The organism is Octadecabacter ascidiaceicola, assembly GCF_900185015.1.
Lineage (GTDB): Bacteria > Pseudomonadota > Alphaproteobacteria > Rhodobacterales > Rhodobacteraceae > Octadecabacter > Octadecabacter ascidiaceicola.
Genome location: NZ_FXYD01000001.1, coordinates 625,558 through 649,320, shown reverse-complemented (window position 1 = coordinate 649,320; position 23,763 = coordinate 625,558). Strand labels below are relative to the sequence as shown.

The 23,763-nt window shown below is 55.5% G+C and carries 27 protein-coding genes; 8 read left to right on the top strand and 19 right to left on the bottom strand.

Annotation, left to right across the window (positions count from 1 at the left end; all coding sequences use genetic code 11):
* Positions 1 to 2 precede the first annotated feature (2 nt).
* Together OCA8868_RS03170 and cysE are read left to right on the top strand one after the other, a co-directional pair.
* A complete protein-coding gene (locus tag OCA8868_RS03170) occupies positions 3 to 284 on the top strand; it encodes a DUF7742 family protein (RefSeq protein ID WP_143849480.1) in 282 nt (93 codons plus the stop codon).
* A 75-nt stretch (positions 285 to 359) separates the two neighbouring features.
* Positions 360 to 1,178 carry a serine O-acetyltransferase gene (gene cysE, locus OCA8868_RS03165; RefSeq protein WP_093995072.1) on the top strand — a complete coding sequence of 273 codons (819 nt, stop codon included), beginning with the start codon at positions 360 to 362 and terminating at the stop codon, positions 1,176 to 1,178.
* Positions 1,179 to 1,214: 36 nt separating this feature from the next.
* Here cysE and OCA8868_RS03160 read toward each other — a convergent pair whose 3' ends face one another.
* Positions 1,215 to 1,547, bottom strand: coding sequence for a carboxymuconolactone decarboxylase family protein (locus OCA8868_RS03160; RefSeq protein WP_093995507.1), 333 nt, complete (start codon positions 1,545 to 1,547; stop codon positions 1,215 to 1,217).
* 142 nt (positions 1,548 to 1,689) lie between these two features.
* On the opposite strand from OCA8868_RS03160, the gene OCA8868_RS03155 reads away from it, so the two are divergent.
* Positions 1,690 to 2,322, top strand: a complete 633-nt coding sequence (locus tag OCA8868_RS03155; protein WP_179214758.1) for an enoyl-CoA hydratase-related protein — start codon at positions 1,690 to 1,692, stop codon at positions 2,320 to 2,322.
* A 162-nt stretch (positions 2,323 to 2,484) separates the two neighbouring features.
* Here the strand turns inward: OCA8868_RS03155 and OCA8868_RS03150 are convergent, their stop codons facing one another.
* Genes OCA8868_RS03150 through pdhA form a run of 3 tightly spaced genes read right to left on the bottom strand, consistent with a single transcriptional unit; the run spans position 2,485 to position 6,167 of the window.
* On the bottom strand, positions 2,485 to 3,768 hold the full coding sequence (locus OCA8868_RS03150; RefSeq protein WP_093995070.1) for a pyruvate dehydrogenase complex dihydrolipoamide acetyltransferase: 1,284 nt from the start codon (positions 3,766 to 3,768) through the stop codon (positions 2,485 to 2,487).
* A gap of 12 nt (positions 3,769 to 3,780) precedes the next feature.
* Positions 3,781 to 5,154, bottom strand: coding sequence for a pyruvate dehydrogenase complex E1 component subunit beta (locus OCA8868_RS03145; protein ID WP_093995069.1), 1,374 nt, complete (start codon positions 5,152 to 5,154; stop codon positions 3,781 to 3,783).
* On the bottom strand, positions 5,154 to 6,167 hold the full coding sequence (gene pdhA, locus OCA8868_RS03140; RefSeq protein WP_093995068.1) for a pyruvate dehydrogenase (acetyl-transferring) E1 component subunit alpha: 1,014 nt from the start codon (positions 6,165 to 6,167) through the stop codon (positions 5,154 to 5,156). The genes OCA8868_RS03145 and pdhA overlap by 1 nt, the downstream gene beginning before the upstream one ends.
* A 152-nt stretch (positions 6,168 to 6,319) precedes the next feature.
* Between pdhA and OCA8868_RS03135 the strand changes: the two genes are divergently transcribed.
* Positions 6,320 to 6,811: a GNAT family N-acetyltransferase gene (locus OCA8868_RS03135; RefSeq protein WP_093995067.1), complete on the top strand. Its 492-nt coding sequence runs from the start codon at positions 6,320 to 6,322 to the stop codon at positions 6,809 to 6,811.
* Here OCA8868_RS03135 and OCA8868_RS03130 read toward each other — a convergent pair.
* From OCA8868_RS03130 to OCA8868_RS03120, 3 genes are all read right to left on the bottom strand, one after another.
* Positions 6,801 to 7,100 carry an FtsB family cell division protein gene (locus OCA8868_RS03130; RefSeq protein ID WP_093995066.1) on the bottom strand — a complete coding sequence of 100 codons (300 nt, stop codon included), beginning with the start codon at positions 7,098 to 7,100 and terminating at the stop codon, positions 6,801 to 6,803. The genes OCA8868_RS03135 and OCA8868_RS03130 overlap by 11 nt on opposite strands.
* Positions 7,101 to 7,263: 163 nt before the next feature.
* Positions 7,264 to 8,151, bottom strand: coding sequence for a fructose bisphosphate aldolase (locus tag OCA8868_RS03125; protein ID WP_093995065.1), 888 nt, complete (start codon positions 8,149 to 8,151; stop codon positions 7,264 to 7,266).
* A 118-nt stretch (positions 8,152 to 8,269) separates the two neighbouring features.
* Positions 8,270 to 9,448, bottom strand: coding sequence for a phosphoglycerate kinase (locus OCA8868_RS03120; protein ID WP_093995064.1), 1,179 nt, complete (start codon positions 9,446 to 9,448; stop codon positions 8,270 to 8,272).
* 120 nt (positions 9,449 to 9,568) lie between these two features.
* On the opposite strand from OCA8868_RS03120, the gene OCA8868_RS03115 reads away from it, so the two are divergent.
* The 3 genes from OCA8868_RS03115 to OCA8868_RS03105 all read left to right on the top strand — a co-directional run bounded on the left by OCA8868_RS03115 (position 9,569) and on the right by OCA8868_RS03105 (position 11,670).
* Positions 9,569 to 10,075, top strand: coding sequence for a peptidylprolyl isomerase (locus tag OCA8868_RS03115; protein WP_093995063.1), 507 nt, complete (start codon positions 9,569 to 9,571; stop codon positions 10,073 to 10,075).
* Entirely contained in the window at positions 10,068 to 10,625 is a 558-nt protein-coding gene (locus OCA8868_RS03110) for a peptidylprolyl isomerase (RefSeq protein ID WP_093995062.1), read from the top strand. Before OCA8868_RS03115 ends, OCA8868_RS03110 begins: the two co-directional genes overlap by 8 nt.
* Positions 10,626 to 10,710: 85 nt before the next feature.
* Positions 10,711 to 11,670, top strand: a complete 960-nt coding sequence (locus OCA8868_RS03105; protein ID WP_093995506.1) for a DUF3179 domain-containing protein — start codon at positions 10,711 to 10,713, stop codon at positions 11,668 to 11,670.
* A gap of 27 nt (positions 11,671 to 11,697) precedes the next feature.
* Here OCA8868_RS03105 and OCA8868_RS03100 read toward each other — a convergent pair whose 3' ends face one another.
* The 5 genes from OCA8868_RS03100 to OCA8868_RS03075 all read right to left on the bottom strand — a co-directional run bounded on the left by OCA8868_RS03100 (position 11,698) and on the right by OCA8868_RS03075 (position 16,590).
* Positions 11,698 to 13,074, bottom strand: coding sequence for a protein adenylyltransferase SelO (locus tag OCA8868_RS03100; RefSeq protein WP_093995061.1), 1,377 nt, complete (start codon positions 13,072 to 13,074; stop codon positions 11,698 to 11,700).
* A gap of 49 nt (positions 13,075 to 13,123) precedes the next feature.
* Entirely contained in the window at positions 13,124 to 13,573 is a 450-nt protein-coding gene (locus OCA8868_RS03095) for a GNAT family N-acetyltransferase (protein WP_093995060.1), read from the bottom strand.
* A 562-nt stretch (positions 13,574 to 14,135) separates the two neighbouring features.
* Positions 14,136 to 15,077 (bottom strand): nucleoside hydrolase, encoded by a 942-nt coding sequence (locus OCA8868_RS03085; RefSeq protein ID WP_093995058.1) that lies wholly within the window; start codon positions 15,075 to 15,077, stop codon positions 14,136 to 14,138.
* Between the two features lie 137 nt (positions 15,078 to 15,214).
* A complete protein-coding gene (locus tag OCA8868_RS03080; RefSeq protein ID WP_093995057.1) occupies positions 15,215 to 15,424 on the bottom strand; it encodes a hypothetical protein in 210 nt (69 codons plus the stop codon).
* The gene (locus OCA8868_RS03075) at positions 15,421 to 16,590 is read right to left on the bottom strand and encodes an aromatic ring-hydroxylating oxygenase subunit alpha (RefSeq protein WP_093995056.1); all 1,170 of its coding nucleotides are present in this window, start codon (positions 16,588 to 16,590) and stop codon (positions 15,421 to 15,423) included. The genes OCA8868_RS03080 and OCA8868_RS03075 overlap by 4 nt, the downstream gene beginning before the upstream one ends.
* A gap of 337 nt (positions 16,591 to 16,927) precedes the next feature.
* Between OCA8868_RS03075 and OCA8868_RS03070 the strand changes: the two genes are divergently transcribed.
* Positions 16,928 to 17,173, top strand: a complete 246-nt coding sequence (locus tag OCA8868_RS03070) for a hypothetical protein (RefSeq protein ID WP_093995055.1) — start codon at positions 16,928 to 16,930, stop codon at positions 17,171 to 17,173.
* A 158-nt stretch (positions 17,174 to 17,331) separates the two neighbouring features.
* On the opposite strand, the gene OCA8868_RS03065 is transcribed toward OCA8868_RS03070, so the two are convergent.
* The 7 genes from OCA8868_RS03065 to OCA8868_RS03040 all read right to left on the bottom strand — a co-directional run bounded on the left by OCA8868_RS03065 (position 17,332) and on the right by OCA8868_RS03040 (position 23,762).
* Positions 17,332 to 18,369 carry a fatty acid desaturase gene (locus OCA8868_RS03065; protein WP_245848012.1) on the bottom strand — a complete coding sequence of 346 codons (1,038 nt, stop codon included), beginning with the start codon at positions 18,367 to 18,369 and terminating at the stop codon, positions 17,332 to 17,334.
* 247 nt (positions 18,370 to 18,616) lie between these two features.
* On the bottom strand, positions 18,617 to 19,180 hold the full coding sequence (gene ilvN / locus OCA8868_RS03060; RefSeq protein WP_093995053.1) for an acetolactate synthase small subunit: 564 nt from the start codon (positions 19,178 to 19,180) through the stop codon (positions 18,617 to 18,619).
* A 10-nt stretch (positions 19,181 to 19,190) separates the two neighbouring features.
* The gene (locus tag OCA8868_RS03055) at positions 19,191 to 19,490 is read right to left on the bottom strand and encodes a hypothetical protein (protein WP_093995052.1); all 300 of its coding nucleotides are present in this window, start codon (positions 19,488 to 19,490) and stop codon (positions 19,191 to 19,193) included.
* Positions 19,490 to 21,247 carry an acetolactate synthase 3 large subunit gene (locus OCA8868_RS03050; RefSeq protein ID WP_093995051.1) on the bottom strand — a complete coding sequence of 586 codons (1,758 nt, stop codon included), beginning with the start codon at positions 21,245 to 21,247 and terminating at the stop codon, positions 19,490 to 19,492. Before OCA8868_RS03050 ends, OCA8868_RS03055 begins: the two co-directional genes overlap by 1 nt.
* 190 nt (positions 21,248 to 21,437) lie before the next feature.
* Positions 21,438 to 21,614 (bottom strand): DUF6500 family protein, encoded by a 177-nt coding sequence (locus tag OCA8868_RS16755; RefSeq protein ID WP_245848010.1) that lies wholly within the window; start codon positions 21,612 to 21,614, stop codon positions 21,438 to 21,440.
* A gap of 46 nt (positions 21,615 to 21,660) precedes the next feature.
* Positions 21,661 to 22,305, bottom strand: coding sequence for a response regulator transcription factor (locus tag OCA8868_RS03045; RefSeq protein WP_093995050.1), 645 nt, complete (start codon positions 22,303 to 22,305; stop codon positions 21,661 to 21,663).
* Positions 22,302 to 23,762, bottom strand: coding sequence for a cache domain-containing protein (locus OCA8868_RS03040; RefSeq protein WP_093995049.1), 1,461 nt, complete (start codon positions 23,760 to 23,762; stop codon positions 22,302 to 22,304). The genes OCA8868_RS03045 and OCA8868_RS03040 overlap by 4 nt, the downstream gene beginning before the upstream one ends.
* Position 23,763 lies beyond the last annotated feature (1 nt).

Here is a 23,763-nt window from a genome sequence, read left to right as displayed (position 1 = left end):
GGTTGAGTGATCTAGACATTGCAACACGGGTTCTCTTGGCTATGCCACGCGAACATTGGTTCCAAATCGCCGCGAAGTTGATCGAGGATGCACATACCGCAGACCTTTGGCGCAAGCGGCAGGGGTGTACCCACCCGAACGGTGGAACGGGCTCGCTTTATGCGCAGGCGAGCCTACATCAGAGAGCCGGAACACCCCGCAATAGTGCGCGTTACTGTGCCGCGTTAACCACGCTTTTGTGCGCGCTTGATGCGTGGCGCAATCGCGTTCATTCGGAAACGTGATGTTTCATTTCACGGGTTTATTCTTGGAGATTTCGCACTAAATAGCGTATGAGAAACATGAAAGTGAGGTGCGCTATGGCCCAGACGAACCCAAAATTGACGACAGTTGATCCCGTTTGGCAGCGTATTTGCACCGAAGCCGAGCAAGCGATTATTGACGAGCCGCTGATTGGTGGATTCGTTCACAGTTCCGTTTTGCACCACACGTCGCTTGAGAATGCGCTGGCGTATCGTATCTCTATGAAATTGGCGTCCTCGGAAATGTCCGACCAGATGCTGCGCGAAATTGCGGATCGTGCATATGATGCGGAACCTGCGCTTGCAGATGCTGCACGTGCGGACATCGTGGCAATCTATGACCGTGATCCTGCGTGCCTGCGGTTCTTGCAACCTTTGTTGTTTTTCAAGGGGTTCCAAGCGGTTCAGGCGTTCCGACTTGGTAATTTCCTCTGGAAGGAAGGCCGCAAGGATTTGGCCTATTACGTTCAAATGCGCGTGTCCGAGATTTTCGGCATCGATATTCACCCGGGCGCGAGCATCGGGAAAGGCCTGATGATCGACCATGCCCATTCTATCGTGATCGGCGAAACGGCTGTCGTGGGTGATAACGTATCGATGCTGCATTCCGTGACGCTGGGCGGTACCGGCAAGGAAGAAGAAGACCGCCACCCCAAGATCGGCGACGGTGTTCTAATCGGCGCTGGTGCGCACGTGTTGGGTAATATCAACATCGGCCATTGCAGCCGTATCGCTGCGGGTTCCGTGGTGCTGGCCGACGTTGAGCCGATGAAAACAGTCGCCGGTGTGCCAGCGAAAATCGTCGGAGAAGCCGGGTGTTCGCAGCCGTCGGTAACTATGGATCAACTGCTGGTAGGATGCGGCGGGAATAAGTAACGATCTGAAACCGTTCGAATAACCGCCGCGTTTTCGTTACGAAAGCTGGTCGTAGGCTTCCATTGCTTTTGCGCCATACATGTAGCCCGGGCCACCGTTCATCAACACAACAACGTTGACTGTTTCCGCGATTTCGTCGCGCGTTGCACCCGCACGAATGGCGGCTTTGACGTGAAAGCCGATGCAATCGTTGCACTGCTTTGAAATCCCAATTGCAAGCGCAATAAGTTCTTTATGTTTGGTTGAAACGGCACCCTCGGCGAGGGCTGCGTTGTGCAATGCTCCAAATCCTTTTGCTGTGTCTGCTTGTTCGGCGCGCATTGGCTTTAAAATGCTACCCGTGTGCGCGAGCGTTTCTTTCCAGTCCATTTTCGTCATCCTTTTGAATTTGATCCATTGTTTGATATTGTCGGTGGCGCCTTGGGGCTTTGCGTTGGATCAAAGAGACGCAAGGTCAGTATTGACGGAGGCCCGTCAGACCACTGGGATGGGCACAACCAAAGGGGGCAGTATGAGCGATTTGATTTGTGTAACCGGGGCTGAAGGGCCGATCGCAGAGGTGCGCATAAACCGCCCTGAAAAGAAAAACGCGGTGACGCTTGGAATGCTGGCGGAGTTGGTGAGCGCAGGTGAGGCGTTGAAAGGGCAGGTCTGGCAACAACTTGGCGTGCCAGTGATCGCAGCGATTGAAGGTGTTTGCTTTGGTGCTGGTCTGCAAATTGCTCTTGGCGCGGATTTTCGCATTGCAGCGCCTGATGCCAGTCTGTCAATCATGGAGGCGAAATGGGGCCTGATCCCGGATATGGGGATTTCGCTATCCTTGCCGAAGTTGATGCCTGTAGATCGCGCAAAGGCGTTGATCATGACCGGGCGGGTCTTGTCAGGGGGCGAAGCACTGGGTGAAGGGCTGGTGACGCGTGTTGAGGCCGATCCTTTGGCCGAGGCGAGAGTATTTGCAGAAGAGCTTTGTGGAAAAAGCCCAGACGCTATACGCGCAGGCAAGGCTTTGAGCGATGCGATCTGGGGTGGGGTCGAGGCCGAGGGCTTGAAGGTGGAAGCGGAGCTGCAAGCGCAACTGATGGGCGCACCGAACCAGATCGAAACTGTTATGGCACGGATGCAGAAACGGGCGCCAAAGTATTGATCCGTTTCGGATCGAATGGGCTGCGCCCATCCGATCCGCTGGAGGGCTAGCCCTCCAGACCTCCCAGAGTATTTTTCAGCCAAAGAAAAGGGGCGCGTCTAGGTGTGAAAAAGGCCGCCCAGTGCTTTGGCGGCCTTTTGTCTGTTCTACGGTTTGGATGCCCTAGGCGAGCATGCCAATCGGGTTTTCGAGATTGGCTTTGATCGCGTTCAACAGGTTCGCGCCCAGTGCTCCGTCGATCACGCGGTGATCCACGGAGAGCGTTGTCGACATCACTGTCGCCACGGTCAATTCGCCATCGGCCCCGACGACGGGCTTTTTCGTGCCTGCACCAACGGCCAAAATCGCGCCATGTGGCGGGTTGATGATCGCGTCGAAGTTGTCGATGCCGAACATACCCAAATTGGAGATCGCAAAGCTGCCGCCGACATACTCATGTGGTGCTAGTTTGCCATCACGGGCACGTCCAGCGAGGTCTTTCATCTGTGTGGACAACGCGGAAAGTGATTTCGTTTCAGCGTCTTGGAGGACTGGTGTGAACAAGCCACCTTCAACCGCAACTGCAACAGCCACGTCAGATGCCGAGAACTTCAGTGTGCGATCACCTGCCCAGACAGCGTTGGCCTCGGGCACCTCTTGCAGCGCCAAAGCGCAGGCTTTGATGATGAAGTCGTTCACCGACAGTTTGATCCCGCGCGGTTCAAGCGTCTTGTTGATTTGGCTGCGGAATTTCAGCAGCGCGTCCAGTTGGATGTCGCGGCGCAGGTAGAAGTGCGGCACGCTTTGCTTGGCTTCGGTCAGGCGGGCGGCAACTGTTTTGCGCATCCCGTTGAGTGAGACTTCCTCAAACTCACGGCCGTCATACATCTTGAGGACCTGATCGGTGCTTGGGCCGGAGGCGAGCGCGCCACCTTTAGCGGCTGGCGCAGAGGAAGCAGCAGCGGCGGCAGGCTGTGCAGTCGCATTTTCAACGTCGGCTTTGATGATACGACCATGCGGGCCTGAGCCCTTGATGGTCGAAAGGTCGAGGCCTTTGTCAGCCGCGATGCGGCGTGCCAATGGTGTTGCAAACAAGCGAGAGCCATCTGAAGCTGCGGGTGCGGCCGGGGCAGCAGGCGTTGCCACAGCTGGGGCGGGTGCCTCAGCCGGTGCTGCAGCAGCGGTAGCAGGGGCAGGCGCAGCGGATGCCGCGCTCATGTCTTCGCCTTCTTCACCGATAATCGCGATGGCTGTGTTAACCTTAACGCCCTCGGTGCCTTCAGCGACGAGAAGTTTCCCAACGACACCTTCGTCGACCGCTTCAAACTCCATCGTTGCTTTGTCTGTCTCGATCTCGGCCAGTAGGTCCCCGGACTGGACCGTGTCGCCCTCTTTGACGAGCCATTTTGCCAGCGTGCCTTCCTCCATTGTGGGGGACAGCGCGGGCATGAGAATTTCGATAGCCATAGTCTGTACTCCTTAACGGTAGGTGACTTGTTTAACAGCGGCGATCACTTCGTCAGTCGTGATTAGTGCGTGTTTTTCAAGGTTGGCAGCATAAGGCATTGGTACGTCTTTACCGGTGCAGTTGATGACCGGTGCATCGAGGTAATCAAACGCCTCTTGCATGATGGTCGCGCTCAGGTGGTTGCCGAGTGACCCGACAGGCCAGCCTTCTTCAACGGTGACACAACGGTTTGTTTTCTTTACAGATTCAAGGATCGTCGCGTAGTCAATCGGACGCAAGGAACGCAGGTTGATGACCTCGGCGGATATCCCATCCGCTGCCAGTTTTTCAGCCGCCTCAAACGCGTATTGCATGCCGATACCAAAGGACACGATTGTGACGTCAGAGCCGACGACTTCAACCTTGGCTTTGCCGAACGGAATGGTGAAATCATCCATGACAGGCACTTCGAATGACCGGCCATAAAGGATTTCGTTCTCAAGGAAGATAATCGGGTTGTTGTCACGAATGGCGGTCTTCATCAGACCTTTCGCATCAGCAGCCGAATAAGGCATCACGACCTTAAGGCCGGGAACCTGTGCATACCACGCGGCGTAACATTGCGAGTGCTGCGCACCCACGCGCGCGGCGGCACCGTTGGCGCCACGGAACACCATTGGTGCCCCCATCTGACCGCCGGACATATACAATGTCTTGGCCGCAGAGTTGATGATGTGATCAATCGCTTGCATCGCGAAGTTAAATGTCATGAATTCAACAATCGGGCGCAGACCACCGAAGGCCGCGCCAACTGCGATGCCGGTAAAGCCGTGTTCTGTAATGGGTGTATCGATGATGCGTTTGGAGCCGAACTTGTCCAGCATGCCTTGGGAAATCTTGTAGGCGCCTTGGTATTCGCCAACTTCTTCACCCATCAGGAAGACGTTTTCGTCGCGTTCCATTTCCTCGGTCATGGCCTCGTTCAAGGCTTCGCGGACCGTCATGGACTTCATTTCTGTGCCTGCGGGCCAGTCTGGGGAGGTGTCAGACGGTGCGAATTCAATCGCGCTGGCGGTTGCGACGGCTGGGGCGGCAGGTGCAGCCTCGGTCGGGGCCGCAGACGCAGACGCAGCAGCGGGGGCAGGGGCGGCGGACATGTCCTCGCCTTCTTCACCGATGATCGCAATAGGTGTGTTCACCTTGACGCCCTCAGTGCCTTCAGCGACCAGAATTTTGCCAACGATACCTTCGTCAACGGCTTCAAATTCCATTGTTGCTTTGTCAGTTTCAATCTCGGCGATGATGTCGCCGGATTTTACTTCGTCGCCTTCTTTGACGAGCCATTTTGCGAGTGTGCCTTCTTCCATCGTTGGAGAAAGCGCGGGCATGAGTAGTTCAGTCGCCATTATGCTGTCTCCTGCGATGTGTTTTCGGCGTAAATATCTGTCCAAAGCTCATCGAGATGCGGCTCAGGGCTTTCTTTCGCGAACTCGGCGCTCTCGTTGACGATTGCTTTGATCTCTTTGTCAATTGCTTTGAGATCTTCTTCTGTAGCGTGCTTGCCGGTGAGCAGTGTGGCGCGAACCTGTTCAATCGGATCACGCTCTTCGCGCATTTTCTGCACTTCGTCGCGGCTGCGGTACTTGGCAGGGTCAGACATTGAGTGACCACGGTAGCGGTATGTTTTGACTTCCAAAACATACGGGCCTTTGCCCGCACGACAGTGCGCAACGGCTTTTTCAGATGCTTCTTTGACGGCTAGAACGTTCATGCCGTCAACGATTTCACCCGGGATACCAAAGGCTTCGCCGCGTGTATACAGATCTGGCGTGGATGTTGACCGCGCTTGGCTGGTGCCCATAGCGTATTGGTTGTTTTCGATTACGAAGATCACTGGCAAGTCCCAAAGGGCCGCCATGTTGAACGTCTCATAAACTTGGCCTTGGTTGGCAGCGCCATCGCCGAAATAGGCGAACGTAACATTGTCATTGCCGCGATATTTGTCGCTAAACGCGAGACCCGCTCCGAGCGGCACCTGAGCGCCAACAATACCATGGCCGCCATAGAAATGCTTTTCAGCAGAAAACATGTGCATCGAACCGCCCTTACCAGCGGAGTACCCACCTTCGCGGCCAGTCAATTCTGCCATCACGCCTTTCGGGTCCATGCCGCAGGCCAACATATGGCCGTGATCACGGTAGGATGTTATGCGCTTGTCGCCCTCTTTCGTCGCGGCCTCTAGGCCAACAACAACGGCCTCTTGGCCGATATAAAGGTGACAGAAGCCGCCGATGAGACCCATGCCGTATAATTGGCCGGCCTTTTCTTCGAATCGACGGATTAGAAGCATTTCACGGTAGTACCCGAGCAATTCTTCTGCAGAAACGTTTGGTTTCTTTGATGTTTTCTTGGCGGCCATAGGTCCTCCCTAGGGTGGCGAAAATATAGTTTAGTATTAAACTATCTCTTACAGTGGTAAACCTGAAAAATCGATGAGGATATTGACGCTGGGGCAGGTTTGAGCTGGTTTTCCGACTTGCGCTGAGCGCATGGGAGGTGCAAGTTTTTGATATGAAATATAAAATACGACAAGAGCAAGAGGGTGATGAAGCCGCGATTGTCGACGTCATCGCCCGTGCATTCGCGGGAAAGTCCTATGCCGACGAAGGAGACGCGACACTCGTTGACCGGTTGCGTGAGGCTGGCGGGTTGATTTTGTCACTCGTCGCGACGCAAGGCAAAGAAATCGTCGGGCAGGTTGCTCTATCCGCTGCGCGGGTCGGGGACGGCAAATACTTGTGCGTCGGCCCATTGGCCGTGGCTCCACACCAGCAACGAAAAGGGATCGGGTCAGATTTGATGGGGCATGCTCTGGGGATCGCTCAAGCCTATGGGCGCGACGGCGTCGTGCTGCAGGGGGACCTGCACTACTACAGCCGTTTTGGGTTTAAAGTTTTCGATACCGTCACCTATGATGGAGACGGAGCGGAGTATATTCAATTGATACCGTTTGAGGACACACCGACCGGGGCTGTGGTGTTTCACCGCGTGTTTAGCGAATAACGATCTCGTCGGCGCGGACCATGCCAAGCATATCGCGGGCCTGTTCATCAAGAAGGTCCAGATCAAGGTAGGTGTCAGACAGGCGGCGTGTCAGGTTTTCCATCCGCGCGACTTCTGCCCGCAGTACAGCCAGTTCAGCGGTAAGCGCGCGGTTCTCGGCATCAATCTCTGCACGTTTGAAAACACCGTAGTCGCCTTGCACAGCAGCAAAGGTGAAGTAGAGGCCAAGCATCAATGCGCCAGCGAAGTAAAGAAGAACGCCCAAAGGCGCGCGTTTTGCTCTGTTCATGTGTCTGCCTCACGTTACGGTTTCTGACGAACCGCTTTGAGAGAGAATCGCACATCTGATTCGCAAAGGGAATCCCCTTTATATAGGGGGCGATATTTTTGCCGACGCAGATTGCAGACTTTCATTGAAAGTCTGTTCACAAATCCTCAATTAGGATTTGTGGTCACGCCACAGATGCCGCGTAGATGCTGTCGATCGTGCGGGCGAGGGTGGTTTCAAACGCGCCATCAGATTGCGTGGCTGTCAGCCCTTCGGTCAAAGCGCGGCTGAAGCTGGCGATGATGGACGGGTTTTGGGACAGGCGTTCATTGGCCTCCTCGCGGGAGTATCCGCCGGAAAGGGCAACAACTTTGAGGCAGGCGGGATGGTCTGCGACAGCTTTGTAATGGCCAGCAACCTCAGGCAGGGACAGTTTCAGCATGACTTGCTCGCCCTCAGGCATCGCGTCGAGGTGACGCAGCAGTGCGTCCCGCAGCATGTCTTCCGCTTCGGCTTTGTCGGAAATTGTGATGTTGGTTTCAGGCTCAAGGATCGGCATCAAACCGTGGCTTTTCACCTGCGCGCCTAGTTCGAATTGCTGAGCAACGATTGCCTCAATACCCGTAGCGGATGCGGCGTTAATCACTGAACGCTCTTTTGTGCCATAAACGCCATGGGCAACAGCGCGTTCCAGCAGGTTATCGAGGTTCGGGATCGGCTTAAGCAGTTGCACGCCGTCGACCTCGTCTTCCAAGCCTTTGTCGATTTTCAGAAATGGCACTACGCCGTTGTCTTCCCACAGTGCGGCAGCAGATGGCTTGCCGCCAATCTCGCGTTCCATGGTCATTTCAAACAGGATCGCGCCGATGACCTTTTCACCACTAAAGCTAGGAGCATTCACGATGCGAGCACGCATTTCGTGGATCAGGTCAAACATTTGATCGTCGTTTGAATATGCGTCCTCGGATACCCCGTAGGCTTTCAGCGCTTTAGGGGTGGAGCCGCCCGACTGGTCCAACGCTGCGATGAATCCCTGGCCGTTTCGGATTTGGTCTGTCATCGCGTTGGTCATTTTGAGCGTCCTTATTGAGGGGTTTCAATGCGTCTTACGGGACGCCAGCTGGGGCGGCAATTCTGGTTGCGCTAACGGTTGTCGCTAACGCCCAATCAATCCAGCTACTTTTGATGGATTAGCTTTCAAGGGCCGCAACGCCTGGAAGGGTTTTGCCTTCCATCCATTCCAGAAACGCACCGCCAGCTGTAGAGATATAGGTGAAATCATCCGCCGCATCTGCTTGGTTCAGTGCGGCAACGGTGTCGCCGCCACCCGCAACGGTGATCAGTTTGCCTGCCTTGGTCAGATCAGCCGCAGCTTTGGCCGCGGCGAAGGTCGCAGTGTGGAAGGGGTCTATCTCAAACGCGCCGAGGGGGCCGTTCCAGATCACTGTTTTAGCTGTTTCAAACAGCGCTTTGATCTGGCCCACTGATTTTGGCCCCGCATCAAGGATCATCTTGTCGGCAGGGCAGGCGTCCGCTGCAACGGTTTCATTGGCGGCCCCGGCTTTGAACTCAGCCGCGACAACAACGTCGACAGGCAATAGCAATGTGCAGCCTGCAGCTTCGGCCTTGGCCATGATATCACGTGCAGTGTCCGCGAGATCGTGTTCGCACAGGGATTTACCGACATCGACGCCCTGCGCTGCAAGGAAGGTGTTGGCCATGCCGCCACCAATCACAATCGCATCAACTTTGGCGATCAGGTTCCCGAGCAGGTCCAGCTTGGTGGATACTTTCGCGCCCCCCACAACAGCCACAACAGGGCGCTCAGGCGCGCCAAGCGCCTTTTCAAGCGCGCTCAGTTCTTCGGCCATCAGGCGACCTGCGCAGTTTGGAAGCAGCTTCGCGACACCCTCGGTTGAGGCGTGGGCGCGGTGGGCGGCGGAAAACGCATCGTTGCAGTAAATGTCACCCAAGGACGCGAGGAAGCCCGCCATTTTGGGGTCATTGGCTTCTTCCATCGCGGAAAAGCGCGTGTTTTCGATCAGGATGACGGAGCCAGCAGGGGAGGCATCAATGGTTTCACGGTCTGGGCGTTCAATGAATGTCACCGCATGGCCCAAGACCTTTTCCAAGGTCGGCACGGTCACTTTCAACGACATCTCAGGGACGAATTGCCCTTTTGGGCGGCCAAAGTGGGCCAGCATCACAGGTTTACCACCCGCGGCAAGAATATCGATCACAGTCGGCTTGATCCGCTCAATGCGTGTGGCGTCGGTGACTTCGCCGTTTTCAACGGGAACATTGATGTCCACCCGCGTCAGCACAACTTTGCCGTTCAGGTCCATGTCGTCGAGTGTTTTCCAGCCCATGATCGTCTCCTTATTTTGTCCTGTTCATGGGCAATCCCGCTTATGGGGTCAACCGCGTCTTGGAATCCCGCCGTTTGCGCATTAGTTGTCGCGCAACGCATTTAGTTAAGGAGCCGACAGATGGCTGATATCAAAGACCCGGAAAACACGATCCTGATGGAATTGACTGGTGGCACTGTGACCATCGAGCTGCTGCCAGACGTTGCCCCAAAGCACGTTGAGCGCATGAAAGAGCTTGTGCGCTCTGGTGCATATGACAACGTTGCTTTCCACCGTGTGATTGACGGCTTCATGGCGCAGACAGGCGACGTGGCGAATGGCAACATGGAAAAAGATTTTAACATCGGTCGTGCTGGCACGGGTGGTTCTGACATGCCGGACCTTCCTGCTGAGTTTTCCAAGATCCCACACGCACGTGGATCTATCGGTGCGGCGCGTTCTGCGAACCCGAATTCTGCCAACAGCCAGTTCTTCATCAACTTTTCCGACAACGACTTCCTGAACGGCCAGTACACCGTTTACGGCATGGTTTCTTCCGGCATGGAACATGTTGACGCGATCACCCGTGGTGAGCCGCCAATGAACCCGGATCGTATGATTTCCATGAAGGTTGCTGCAGATGCTTAAATCAGCGACGCTGGCCGCGACACTGTTTGCAGGCGCTGCGAGCGCCAATGGCATCGAGATTGTGATCGAAGGCGAAGCCAACGGCACTGTTGTCATCGACCTGTTTGAAGACATCGCACCAAAGCACGCTGAGCAAATCAGCGCGTTGGCTGCATCTGAAGCCTATGACGGCGTGGTGTTCCACCGCGTGATCGACGGTTTCATGGCGCAAACGGGTGACGTGGAATTCGGCAAGGTCGGCATGGACATGCGCCGCGCGGGGACAGGTGGTTCCGAGCTGCCTGACATCCCGCTTGAAGCCACAACCGAGCGTTCCTTCACACGTGGCATGGTCGGCATGGCACGTTCACAGAACCCAGATTCCGCGAACAGCCAATTCTTCATCATGTTTCAGGACGGCGCGTTCCTTGATGGGCAATACACCATCATCGGTGAAGTTGTGTCCGGTATGGATGTCGTTGACGCGATCAAGCTTGGCGCTGGCGCCAACGGTGCCGTTATCGGTGCACCTGATGTGATGACAGACGTAAACGTGGTTGAACTGCCGTAGTACCACGCGACGTTCACAATACAGTTGGGGGGCTATGCAGCGATGCATGGCCCCTTTTACGTTGGAGGGTGAAGAGGAGACTTTCATGCTGCGCCTTGCTGCCATTCTGACGCTTATCGCGAACACCGCCGTTGCTGACCCAAATTTCTGGAAACATGAATGGCCGAACACAGACTTTGAAACCACCAGTGTTGAGAACTGGGTCGAGGTTCTGTCAGGTGGCCCCCCGCGTGACGGTATTCCCGCGCTGGATGATCCGACGTTCATAGATGTGGCTAATGAGGGCCGCATTGAAGAACGTGAGCCCGTTATCACTTTGGAATTACAGGGCGAAGTCCCACGCGCCTATCCGATCCGCTATTTGATGTGGCATGAAATCGTGAATGACGAGGTGGCCGGACGCCCGATTGCCGTGACCTTCTGCCCGCTCTGCAATTCCGGAATCACGTTTGATCGCCGTGTCGGGGATCAGGTCTTAACGTTCGGCGTATCCGGTAAGCTGCGCAATTCGGACATGATTATGTTTGATCGTGAAACCGAAAGCTGGTGGCAGCAGGCGATTGGCGAAGGGATAGTTGGGGAATTGACGGGGGTTGAGCTGCAGACCCTTCCAAGTTGGATGGAAAGCTGGGCTGAATTTAAGGCGCGTAATCCTGACGGGCTGGTCATGGATCAACCCAACCAACGCCGCAACTACGGCGCCAATCCTTACGTGCAATACGACAGTTCGCACCGCCCGTTTCTATATTCAGGCGAGGTGCCACCCCACGGGATTGAGCCGCTCGCCCGTGTTGTGCGTGTCGGGGAAGTGGCTTGGCCAATGACGCGGATCGCGCAGGAAGGTGAGATTTCCGAGAACGGTGTGGTTCTCAGCTGGACGGCAGGACAAGCCTCGGCTTTGGATACACAAAACATCTGGCAAGGGCGTGATGTTGGAACTGTGCGGGTGCGCGACGGTGCGGGCGTTGATCTGGCCCACGACGTGATGTTTGCCTTTGCGTTCCATGCCTTCTGGCCCGATGGCGTTTGGATGCTTGCGCAGTGAAATGAGTATTTTTGAGCCAAAGAAAGGTTAGGTTCCGCAGAACGTTTGATGGACTTTCTCAGCCTCTTTGGGCGGTAGCGCGTAAGCGTCGTTTGGCGTGAACGGGGCTTTCACGGCGTCGAGCATATCGTGGAACGGATCGAAATCGCCACGCGTGGCGGCTTGGATCGCTTGTTCAATCTTATGGGTGCGCGGGATGATGGCTGGGTTGGTCTTGCGCCACAAAGCATCGTCAGGGGCGGCGGCGCGCCAACGGGCGTGCCAGTCCGGATAGAGGGTTTGCGTTTCATCCAAGGTGTTAAATGTATTGGTGAAATCAGAACTCGACTCAGCCATAAGCGCAAGCAGCTCCTTTGCAAGCAGGGTCGTTTCATCTGAGTGCGCGAGGCCGAGTTTGGGGGCGAAGGCTTTGGCCCATTCAGCCTCAAACAGCGCGGGGAAACGATCCAGAATTGTGGTGAAATCGGCAATTGCTTTGTCTGTATCGGGCAAAATTTGCACCAAAGACGTCGCGAATTGCGCTAAATTCCAATGTGTTATCGGCCCTTGGTTGGAATAGGCATATCGACCCTGTCGATCGATAGAGCTGAACACGGTGTCAGGGTGGTAGGCATCCATAAACGCACAAGGGCCGTAATCGATGGTTTCGCCGGCAATTTGCACGTTGTCCGTATTCATCACCCCGTGGATGAAGCCAACGGACATCCATTTGGCGACCAACGTCGCTTGTTTCTGCATCACCAGCTTGAACAGCTGCAACGGGTCAGCGGCGTCAGGGTAGTGGCGGTTTATCGTGTAATCAGTAAGCAACTGTAGAGCTTCGACATCGCGCTGCGCTGCGAAATACTGGAACGTGCCGACGCGGATATGAGACGCCGCAACGCGGGTCAACACGGCACCGGGAAGGCGGCCTTGTTCGCGCAGAACGGGGTCACCGGTCAGTACCGCCGCGAGCGCCTTTGTTGTCGGGATATCAAGGGCCTGCATTGCGCAGCTCATCAAGTATTCACGCAGCACTGGGCCGACCCATGCGCGCCCATCACCATTGCGCGAATAGGGTGTCGGGCCTGAGCCCTTTAGCTGGATATCAAAGCGGCCCGCTGGCCCAACGACCTCGCCCAGATGCAATGCACGGCCGTCGCCAAGGCGGTGTGAAAAGCCACCAAACTGATGACCTGCGTAGACTTGTGCAAACGGAATCGCATTGTCGGGAACATCGTTGCCCGAAAAGATGTTCGCGGCTTCGGTGTCCGACATTTCATCAATGTTCAACCCCAGCTCAGCGGCGAGATCACGGTTGAAAGCAATGAGCTGAGGGGTGCTTGCGTGCGCGGCGGCCAATTTGGAGTAGAAACGGTTGGGCAGGGTTAGGTAGGTCGTCTCAAAAGGGATCATTAGGGGCATGTCGTGACCTTTCGATTCAACAATTACAGAGCCATGGGCAAGATATGGGTCAGAGAACCCGAGTCATCAAGCTGTAGCGGTCTCGCAGTTCGAAATGCGCGCGCGAATAAAGTCGTTGGGTGGCTTTGTCTTCGCGGTCCACTTCAAGGTGAAGTGCCTGCACGCCAACGTCAGATAGGCTTGAGGAAATCGCGAGCAGCACTTCTGACGCAATACCGCGTTTGCGTACCGTTGGGCGGATAAACAACTCGTCCACGAAGGCATCCATCCCGCCCAATTCCATCGACCATCCAAAGGTGATGATCGTGTATCCTGTCGGTGCCTTTGCGGGGCCAAATAGCCACACAGCCCCTAAGGGGGAGCCCTGCAACAGAGGCATCAAGGCTGCTTCACGCTGCTCATCGCTGCGCTCGATCCCGTATTCAGAATGAAATGCTGCAATTAAAGGCAACAGGCGCGGGGCGTCTTCGGGCGAAGCGAGGTGGATGGCTGTTGTCATGAAAGAGGCGGCCTTTGGATGTGTATGCAACCTTCATAGGAGACTTGGCCTATGAAAGTACAGATGTCGCGAACGATGGGATTGAGCCCACACCTTTGGAACCTAGAATTGATCAGTCAATGATACGTAGGGTATCGTAGTTCTCTGAAAATTCCACGTTTTCGCAGTGTAGTTTCTGCTGTTCAGTCGTCAAACTGGAAAGCCTAATGGACGCTGCTGTAAAATAATGGTCGTAGGCTTCGTTGAACTTCCGCTGATTCTCTCGATCAAAATCGTACATCCCAGATATGGCGTCAAATCCATGGTAAGTAGGTGTAAGGTTGCAGAGAACTCTTTCAGCGATCACTTCCGCCAAAGCCTTCGCATTTCTTTCCAAACGGCTTTTAGAAGTCATTCCCAGCGCGAATCCGACTATCACAATCAACGCGAACAGAGAACTTTTTATGTCGTTGGCCCAATCACAGCATCTACGGGCAGTCTTCTCATGGCTCTAGGATTCACACAACGGTTTTGTGACAAGCACAAATAAACTGGACGACCACTTCGTGCCGACCAATGAACCTTACCCCAACCGCGCCAGCCGTTCCGTAAGCAACGCAAAGAACCCGTCCGCATCGATATCGCCCATAAAGGTACAGTTAGCTTCGCGCCCTGAAACACGCCACCAATCAGCGACTGTCATACCCAAAGTCAGGTCAGATTGGGTTTCGATTTCTACGTTGATGTGTCGGCCGTTGAACAAGTCAGGCTTGATCAAGTAGGCAATGACAGTCGGATCGTGCAGCGGCGCGCCTTCAGAACCGTACTTTTCCTTATCAAACCGCTCAAAAAAGTCAGTCCATTCGGCGGTCATACGACCCACTTCGGTGCCCATATTGCGGAATGCTTCAACGCGTGGTCGTGTGGTAAGAGCTTTGTGTGTTACATCCAGCGGCATTACGGTCAGGGGCACACCAGCCGTAAACACAATATCCGCAGCCGCAGGGTCTACGTAGATATTGAATTCAGCCGCCGGGGTAATATTGCCACCCTCAAAATAACCGCCGCCCATCAGGACAATTTCTTCGATCGCATTCTTGATCTCAGGTGCGCGGGTTAGTGCGGTGGCGATATTTGTCAGTGGACCAATCGGGCAGAGTGTGACCGATCTCTCAGGTGCCGCGCGCAAGGTTTCGATGATCCAATCCACAGCGTGCTGTTCCTGCAATGGCATCGTTGGGTCGGCCAGTTGCGGTCCATCAAGGCCGGTTTTGCCATGAACATGCTCCGCCGTCACCAGCGGGCGGCTCATCGGTGCATCGCACCCCGCAAATACCAGCGTTTCTGGCTTACCTGCCAGTTCACACACAATACGCGCGTTCTTTTGGGTTAGCGCCAAGGGCACGTTGCCCGCCACGGCTGTGATACCTAATACATTCACCTCAGGCGAGGCGAGCGCCAACAAGATTGCGACCGCGTCGTCTTGGCCGGGGTCGGTGTCGATAATGATATTGCGCGCGCTCATACTCAGTCCTGTCTCAGATCATGCTTATCGAACACCTAGCGGGGCCAGCGTGAAAGGGAAAGCCGACATGCATTTGCCTCTGTTTCTCAAATATCCCGGGGGAGCGAAGCGGGGGCTGGCCCCTAAAAACATCAATCCTAGACGCGCCCGTGTTCAGAAAGGCGGGCACGCAGTTTCGGCACATCTGCATGCCCCAGTTCCAGCCCAAAGATATAAGCGTGGGTTAGATAGAAACAGGCCGCGTCAATGTCATCGGCTGCATCAGCGGCTTCGGCATATAGCGTGACCAAAGCTGATTTGTCGCCGCGTGCGTGTGCCGACAAGAGTTTCGCGTCAAGTGCGCTCACCCGTCGGCCTGTACGCCCAATTTCGCGGCGACCCAATCGTGAAAGCAATGTGTGGGGCTGTCCATCACGGGCGAGAACCGCCCGCCATCAAAGCCCGGTGCTGATCGGCCCTTTTGCATGCCTTCAACGACACCAATGTCTTCTTCAAAGATTTCCTTCCACTGCGCGGTGTTCTTGCGCCGTAGGGCGTCGTCGGTATTTGGGGATGCGTAGTAAATGTGGACGTGTTCAATCGTGCGATCCGTGCCTGCGGGTTCCAGCAGAATAGCGTAGGCATGTTCGCGCTGCGCCGCGAGCAGCACGTTTGGATAAAGGCAGACGTATTCAGCGCCCTCATCCCATTTGTCAGACAGACCTTCAAAGTCCGGGAACGTTTCGCTGTTCTCACCAGTGAGCTGGCGGTAAACCAATGTGCCTTGACCACTAAACGCACCCTTTTGGGGGACAGTGACGGGGTGTTCGATGTGATAGTGATCTTCCAGCCGCGAATAGCTGTTCAGGCCGGGGTGGATCCACGGCAGGTGGTAGCTTTCGGCGTAGTTTTCGACCGCGAGCTTCCAGTTGCAGTTCACATCCAGCGAAAACTGGCTGTCCGCGCCGCCGTGATACATCGGGGCGGTGTTTTCGCCCCAACGCGCCATTAGGTCTGCGTTCACCACTTCAAATGGGTCGGCTTTGCCGTCGAGGTTAATGAAAACCACATCGCGCCAGATATGGCTGCGCACTTCAATCAGCCCAAGGTCATCACGGACGATGTCTTTGTGCGTGTTATGACCCGGCCCGCCTACGTGTGGCGTAGAAACCAATGCACCTTTGGTTGAGTAGCACCAAGAATGGTAGGGGCAGCGGATCGCGCCTTCGATCTTTCGAGGCTCTTCGACCAAGATCATACCGCGGTGACGGCAGATGTTCTGGAACACGCGCACATCGCCGTCTTTGTCACGCAGCAGTAGCAGCGGGATGCCAAGGAATTCGATCGGTTTGGCGTCACCGTTCTCAGGAACATCCGCGCCAACACCAAGACCTGCCCATGACGCTTGCAAGACCGCTTTGCTTTCAGTTTCAAAGACATCAGGGTCCGTATAGTGCGCATTGGGCAGCCCGTTCGCTGTTTCGACGGGGCGGCGAACGCTCGCGAGGTCTGAGACGGTGTGATCCTTGGCCATTAGACGAGTCCCTTGCTTGTGATGGCTTAAGCTTAGCGCCTTCTGAGGGATGATTCCGGTAATTTGGCGACACTGACTTTTCTCACCACGACATAACAACGGGGGGTGAACGGCGCATTTGCGCGGGCCATTGCCAGTTCGTGGCGTGGCCGTGCGCTAGGATCAGCGCACGTTGAAAAGGCGGCGTTGATCTGCCGAAGTCGGGGGGCAAAACACGCGCTCGATTGCGCAATTTGGCCACTATTGCCGGGCGCAATAGAACGCTGTACCGCGTAGCCTTATTCCTAGTATCACGGGACGCCAACGTGCATCCCTCCATGTCCAAAGGAGACAAACTATGTCGAAGATTACAAAGCTGAGTGCAGCAGTTTTCGTTCTGATCGCGGGCGCGGCGAGCGCGCAAGAAGCAGATCCAAACATCGATGTGAATGGTGACGGGTTCTACAGTTTTCCCGAAATCGGCAGTGTATACCCTGACCTGACCGATGCTCAGTTTACCGTAATGGATACAACGGGTGATGGCCTGCTTGATATGGCCGAAGTCATGGCTGCTCAGGACGCCGGACTAATGCCAGCGTCCTAACGGGCATCCATTCACTACCCTTATCCCTAAATGTCGAAACTTGCGTTTTCGGGTGAGCTGAACGCTCCGCCCAGCCCGATGCGCTTGCGCCAAGGCGCGTTCCCCAAGCGTGCTTTGGTATTGCCCTCCAGTTTCGTTAACTGGGGGGCTTTTTTGGGTTAGTCCGCGTTGCGCAGCTGCCGTGCCGTGACAAAGGACACCAAACGACGGCTGCCAGTGTCCCACAGGTTCAAGCGTGCTGACTTAAAGCTCTGGCGCAGGGTCAGGCGGCTGCAATCGACCAGCTCTTCGTGGTCATCAAGGACTTCGCGAAGGCGGTAAAACGGGATGCGGCTGTAAAGGTGGTGCACATGGTGGATGCCGATATTGGCTGTGAACCAACGCAAGATCGGCGGCAGGTCATAGTGTGAGCTTCCGTGAAGGGCGGCATCGTGGAGCTGCCAGTCCTCGTGGTCGTCCCACTGTGTGGTTTCAAACTGGTGCTGAACGTAAAACAGCCAAACTCCGATGGACGCGGCGATAATCGTCGTGGGGAGGAAGACCAAGAACAGGGCTTGCCAACCACCAAAGTAAACGATGGCCGTTAGGATCGCAGCAAGGGCGGCATTGGTGCCCATCGCCGAAATCCAATACTTGCGGCCTTGGTCCATGCAGCTGACGGGCAGGCGGTGCTGTAGCAGGAACAGATAGGTCGGGCCGATGCCGAACATCACGATCGGATGGCGGTAGGCACGATAAAGGAATCGGCCAAACGGCGTGCGCTGGTGATATTCCTCAGTCGTGAGGGTCATCACATCGCCGATGCCGCGAAATCCAAGGTCGCCCGCGTGGCTGTGGTGGATGGAATGGGTGCGGCGCCAAACGTCGTAAGGCGTTAGCGTTACGACACCCAAGACACGGCCAACCCAGTCTGACACATTGCGGTTGTCGTAAAATGACCCATGGCCGCAATCGTGTTGAATGCAGAAAAGTCGTAGCAAAAACATACCATTAGCCGCTGAAATCGCGAAGGCTGCAAGGTAGCTGTATTGCGCGACATAGCAGGCCAAGACCCAAAGCATGATGAAGGGAACCGCGCTGACGGCCAGCTCAAAACTGCTGCGCATGGCATCCGGTTCACGGTATTTCGCTAAAACACGCACCCAATCGCGGGCAGCCATATTGGTCGAGTCAGTCTCGGGGAGAAGGTTTGTCATCTAAGGGTATCGCGCCTGTTGGTTTTGTTGGTTGCGACGTAGCTATAGCAATGCACTCGTTAAGCAAATGCGCATTTGTCGCAGGACAGGGTTGATTTTTCGATAATTTCGCGGTGGGCGGGCTTGGCGCTAGGGTGCAATCAGCGTCAGGTTGTGTAGGCGGTCTTTGGGCCGCTGTGGTCGATTCCCGCCAAAGGCTTTGCGCGGCCATGAAACCGCGAAAAGCAGTGTTGTTGGAGTGGCGCGCTTACACTTCGCCGCGTGACAGAGCCGCGATACCTGTGCGGGCCATTTCGACCAGACCGATCGGGCGCATCAGGTCGGCGAAGGCGTCGATTTTCTCGGATGTTCCTGTGATCTCGAAGGTGAAGCTTTCCAGTGTGCTGTCGACCACGTTGGCACGGAAAACATCGGCCAAACGCAGCATTTCCATACGGTCATCGCCTTTGCCTGCAACCTTGAACAAGGCCAGCTCACGCTCAACCGCGCGGCCTTCAACCGTTAGGTCGTGGACTTCGTGAACTGTTACGATGCGGCCAAGCTGCGCACAAATCTGGTTGATGGTTTGCGGCGTGCCGATGGTGACAATCGTGATGCGTGACTGGTGGCCTGTGTGGTCAACTTCGGCAACCGTCAGGCTTTCGATGTTGTAGCCGCGCCCAGCAAACAACCCGATGACGCGTGCCAGAACACCCGGCTCGTTTTCGACCAGAACGGCCAAGGTGTGGCGCTCTTCGACGTCGCTAAAGTTAGGGCGCAGATTGTAAGCGGAGTGCGACGTCGCACCTTTTTTGATTTTCAAAGCGGACATGAGTTTTCCTTCAGGCGTCGGGGCAGGTGGTCGTGGCGTAGTAGGTGTTTGTGATGCCGTCTTTGACAATGGTGTCGACAGTGCATCCGCTGACCTGTTCTGCCGCGATTTGCGCGTTTGTAAGTAATGCTGCGGGCGACGTGCGCCCAGTTTCGAAATTCTGGATTGTCAGGCCGTGCTCAGTTCGTTTGACTGTGAATGTGTTGCCATTAACCGTCGTGACCTCTCCAGGCATCATGTTTGCCACCATGCCGCCTGAACAGGCAGCAAGGGGCAGTGTTGCTAACAAGATGAGCGTGCGCAGTGTCATTAGACCAACACCGATCCCTTCGCGTCGATCACGCCTTGGGTGTCTGCGTCACCAAGCAGCATATCGTTGTGGGCTTTGCCTGACGGAATCATCGGGAAGCAGTTTTCGTGCTTCTCAACGAGGCAATCAAAAATCACTGGACCGTCGTGGTTGATCATTTCCATGATCGCATCGTCCAGATCAGCAGGATCAGAACACAGGATGCCCTTCGCGCCAAAGGCTTCCGCCAGCTTTACAAAGTCGGGCAGGCTTTCGGACCAAGACGAACTGTAGCGTTCACCGTGCAGCAGTTCCTGCCACTGGCGTACCATGCCCAGACGTTCGTTGTTCAGGATGAACTGTTTGACGGGCAGGCGGTATTGAACGGCCGTACCCATTTCCTGCATATTCATCAGCCAGCTGGCTTCGCCTGCGATGTTGATAACCAGCGCGTCAGGGTGTGCCATTTGCACGCCAATGGACGCGGGGTGGCCGTAGCCCATTGTGCCCAGACCGCCGGACGTCATCCAATGGTTCGGGTCTTCAAAGCCAAGGTATTGCGCTGCCCACATCTGGTGCTGGCCCACTTCGGTGGTGATGTAGCGATCCTTGCGGTCCTTGGTCAGGGCCTCAAGGCGAGCAAGGGCGTGCTGTGGTTTGATTGTCTTTTTGTCTTGGGTGTAGGCCAAGCAGTTGATCTTCTTCCACGTCGTGATTTCATCCCACCACTTGCCAACCTTTTCGGCGTTGGTTTTGCGGCCACGGGACTTCCAGACCTTCAGCAGGTCTTCCAGAACATGGGCTACATCGCCAATGATCGCGATATCCGTGCGGATGACCTTGTTAATAGAGCTTGGGTCAATGTCGATGTGGGCTTTGATGGAATTCGGGCTGAACTTTTCAATGACCCCTGTGATGCGGTCATCAAAACGCGCGCCGATGTTGATCATCAGATCGCAGTCGTGCATCGCCATGTTCGCTTCATACAACCCGTGCATGCCCAGCATGCCGATCCATTTGTCACCGGACGCGGGGTAGGCACCCAGCCCCATCAGTGTGGATGTGATTGGAAAGCCTGTTGCCTCAACCAGTTCACGCAACAGCTGGCTCGCTGCAGGACCAGAGTTAATGACGCCGCCGCCTGTGTAGAACAGGGGTTTCTTTGCTTTTTCAATAGCCGTGACCAGATCGGTGATACCATCGATGTCGCCCTTAACCTGCGGTTGATAGTGGGATTTCGCAGGCTGTGCTTTGTTGTAGGAACCAGACGCAAACTGAACGTCCTTAGGGATGTCCACCAAAACAGGGCCGGGGCGGCCGGACGTTGCAACGTGGAACGCCTCGTGGATAACGCCGGACAGCTGGTCGGTTTCTTTGACCAGCCAGTTGTGTTTGGTGCAGGGGCGGGTGATGCCAACGGTGTCGGCCTCTTGGAACGCATCAGAGCCGATCATAAATGTCGGAACCTGACCCGTTAGAACGATAATCGGAATGGAATCCATCAGCGCGTCTGTCAGGCCAGTGACGGCGTTCGTCGCGCCAGGGCCGGATGTCACCAAAGCAACGCCGACCTTACCCGTGCTACGCGCATAGCCTTCGGCAGCGTGAACCGCGCCTTGCTCGTGACGGACAAGGATGTGCTTGATCGAATTCTGCTGAAATATCTCGTCATAGATCGGGAGGACAGCGCCACCGGGGTAACCAAAGACTGTGTCCACACCCTGATCAATCAGAGCTTGAACTACCATTTTTGCACCGGTCATCGTCTTAGCTGACATTGTCTTTGTATCCTTGTTTCAGCGTTGTCGTCGTCATTGTTGCATCGCATAAAAAAGCCCCCGAAAATTCGGAGGCGCATGGGAACCAATATGGTCAACCGTTACCGGCCCATGCGCGTTTTTCCCACCACTAGAAGAATGCTGAGCATTCGAAGTCTCCTTTTGCGTTGGAGGGTTTATGCCTTTGCTTTCAAGGGTGGTCAACAGTCAGAATCGCAAAAATGTCGTTTGAGGGCGATTTTTCGCAACTTTCTTTCTGGGACCGGCTTGACGAAAGTCTGGAGGTTTCCGGATCGTCGTTTTTGTTTGCAAAGTAAGCTAAAAAGGACAATCCGACGATTTCTCCCTTTTTGGCGCTCTTACTCATCGTTGCAAATTGTGATGGCTTTGGTGTGAAGGAACATGTGCATCGGTTAAACCTGCCCAGTCCCCTGCAGCACACCATGTTCCATCGCGTATCGGGTTAAGCCGGCGGTGGAGCTGATTCCCAGTTTACGCTTAATGTTCTTACGATGGGTTTCCACCGTCCGCACAGAAATATCCAGCGCGAGGCCGACCTCTTTATTGGATTTGCCTTGCGCCAGTTGCAAAAGGATCTGCTGTTCGCGACTGGTCAGCGGTTCGCGCCCGTCGGCAATTCGAGGCTTCAATGACCTTTTCGCGCCGGTGCACAGGTATTCGCCGCCCTGCATTAGCCGATCAATGGCCGTTTTTATTTCTTCTGTCGGCACATCTTTAAGGAGGTAGCCTTTGGCGCCGTGGCTCAGTGCCGTCGAAATATATTCGGGACTGTCGTGCATCGAAAGAATCAGGATGCGGGTTTCGGGGCGGCGTTCGAGGATGATCTCGGTGGCCGACAACCCGTTGACGCCGGGCATATTAAGGTCCAACAGGATGACATCTGGCTGCAATTCTTCAACGCGGTCAATGGCTTGTTGGCCGTCGGTTAACACACATGCGATTTCTATGTCGTCGTAGGTCTCTAAAATCGCTTCAATGCCTTCGGCGACCATCGGGTGGTCGTCAACGATGATGATGCGGGTCGGGGTGTTTGTCATGCTGAATCCTCGTCGGTGCGGGGCAGGCGTGGGCCCGATGTTGTTGTGTTGTCGGGTTGTAACATATGCGTAAGCGGAATCTGAGCCTCAATCACGGTGCCTCCCCGCGACGACAGCACCCGAAGAGTGCCATCCAACTGTTCTATCCGTTCGGCCATGTTTCTCAAGCCAAGGCCGCGGTCATCGCGTTTGCGCTGCGGCAGGCCCGTACCATTGTCCGCGATGCGCATGATGCCCCCTCGGCGGCTGCCCTTCAGGGTCATCGACACTTCGGTCGCCCCAGAGTGGCGTTCGATATTGGTAAAGGCTTCCTGCGCCACGCGATAAAGCGCGATGCGGGCATCTTCATCAAGCCGGCCTCGAAACACCACGGTCTCGAAGTCCACCGGGATGCCCGTCCGGTCGCTAAAATCTGCGGTGAGCGCCTGAAGAGCAGGGCCAAGGCCTAGATCATCTAGCACGCCGGGGCGCAGGTCGCGGCTGATCCGGCGGACCTCTTGAATGGCCTCGCCCAGACTGTCGATGCCCTTGTCGAGGGATTGTCCCGCACGGTCGTCGCCCGTGCTTTGCCGTCGCCGCGCCAGTTCAAGTGCATAGCGCACAGAGACGAGGATTTGGCTGATCCCGTCGTGCAACTCACGCGCGACGCGTCCGCGCTCTTCTTCCTGAGTGTCGATGATGCGTTCGGTGAGTTCTTTCAGCTTCGCATCCGCCAGCCGCCTTTCGCGGATGTTTAGAACGATGCCAGAACCGAAAACCGCGAGAAGTGCTGCGATAGTGATCAGAAGAATATAGAAAGTCGTCTGCTGAATGCGCTCTTCCACTTCGGCGCGGGCGGCAGCAACGGTGCTGCGTACGTCGTCGACGAAGATGCCTGTACCGATCGCCCATCGCCAGTCCTGGAGGCCGTTGACATAGACAATCATCGGTGCGGTTTCGCGCGTGGTTGGCTTGATCCAGTTGAATTCATGATAACCGCCACCGGTGCGCGCAAGGCGGATAATTTCGTCGGTGATAGCAACACCTTCGTTATCTTCAAGGCCTGTCCAGTTGCGTCCGATCAGAATGGTCTGACGCGGGGCCACCAGATTGTTGCCTTCGTAATCGAAAACAAAGAAATAGCCATCCTGCCCATAGAGCATTGATGAGAGTATGCGGGACACTTCAAGTTTGGCTTGCTCATCGTCTGGTGCCGCACGGCCGTAGATATTCACAAAGGCAGTGCGGGCAATGGATAGGTAGTTGCGCAGTTCGTCGCGCTTGGTGTCGATCAACTGGGTTTCCAACGCGCGGATTTCGCGCTCGGCAAGGGCGCGCGATTGTGCGCCCACAATTAAAGAGATCACCAATACGGACAGCAACAAAGGTACTGTTGCCAGTAAAAAAAGCTTTTGGCCGTAGCTAAGGCGCAAAGTATCGCGCAGCCCAGCAAACACGTTTTTGATGGTCTCCCTCATG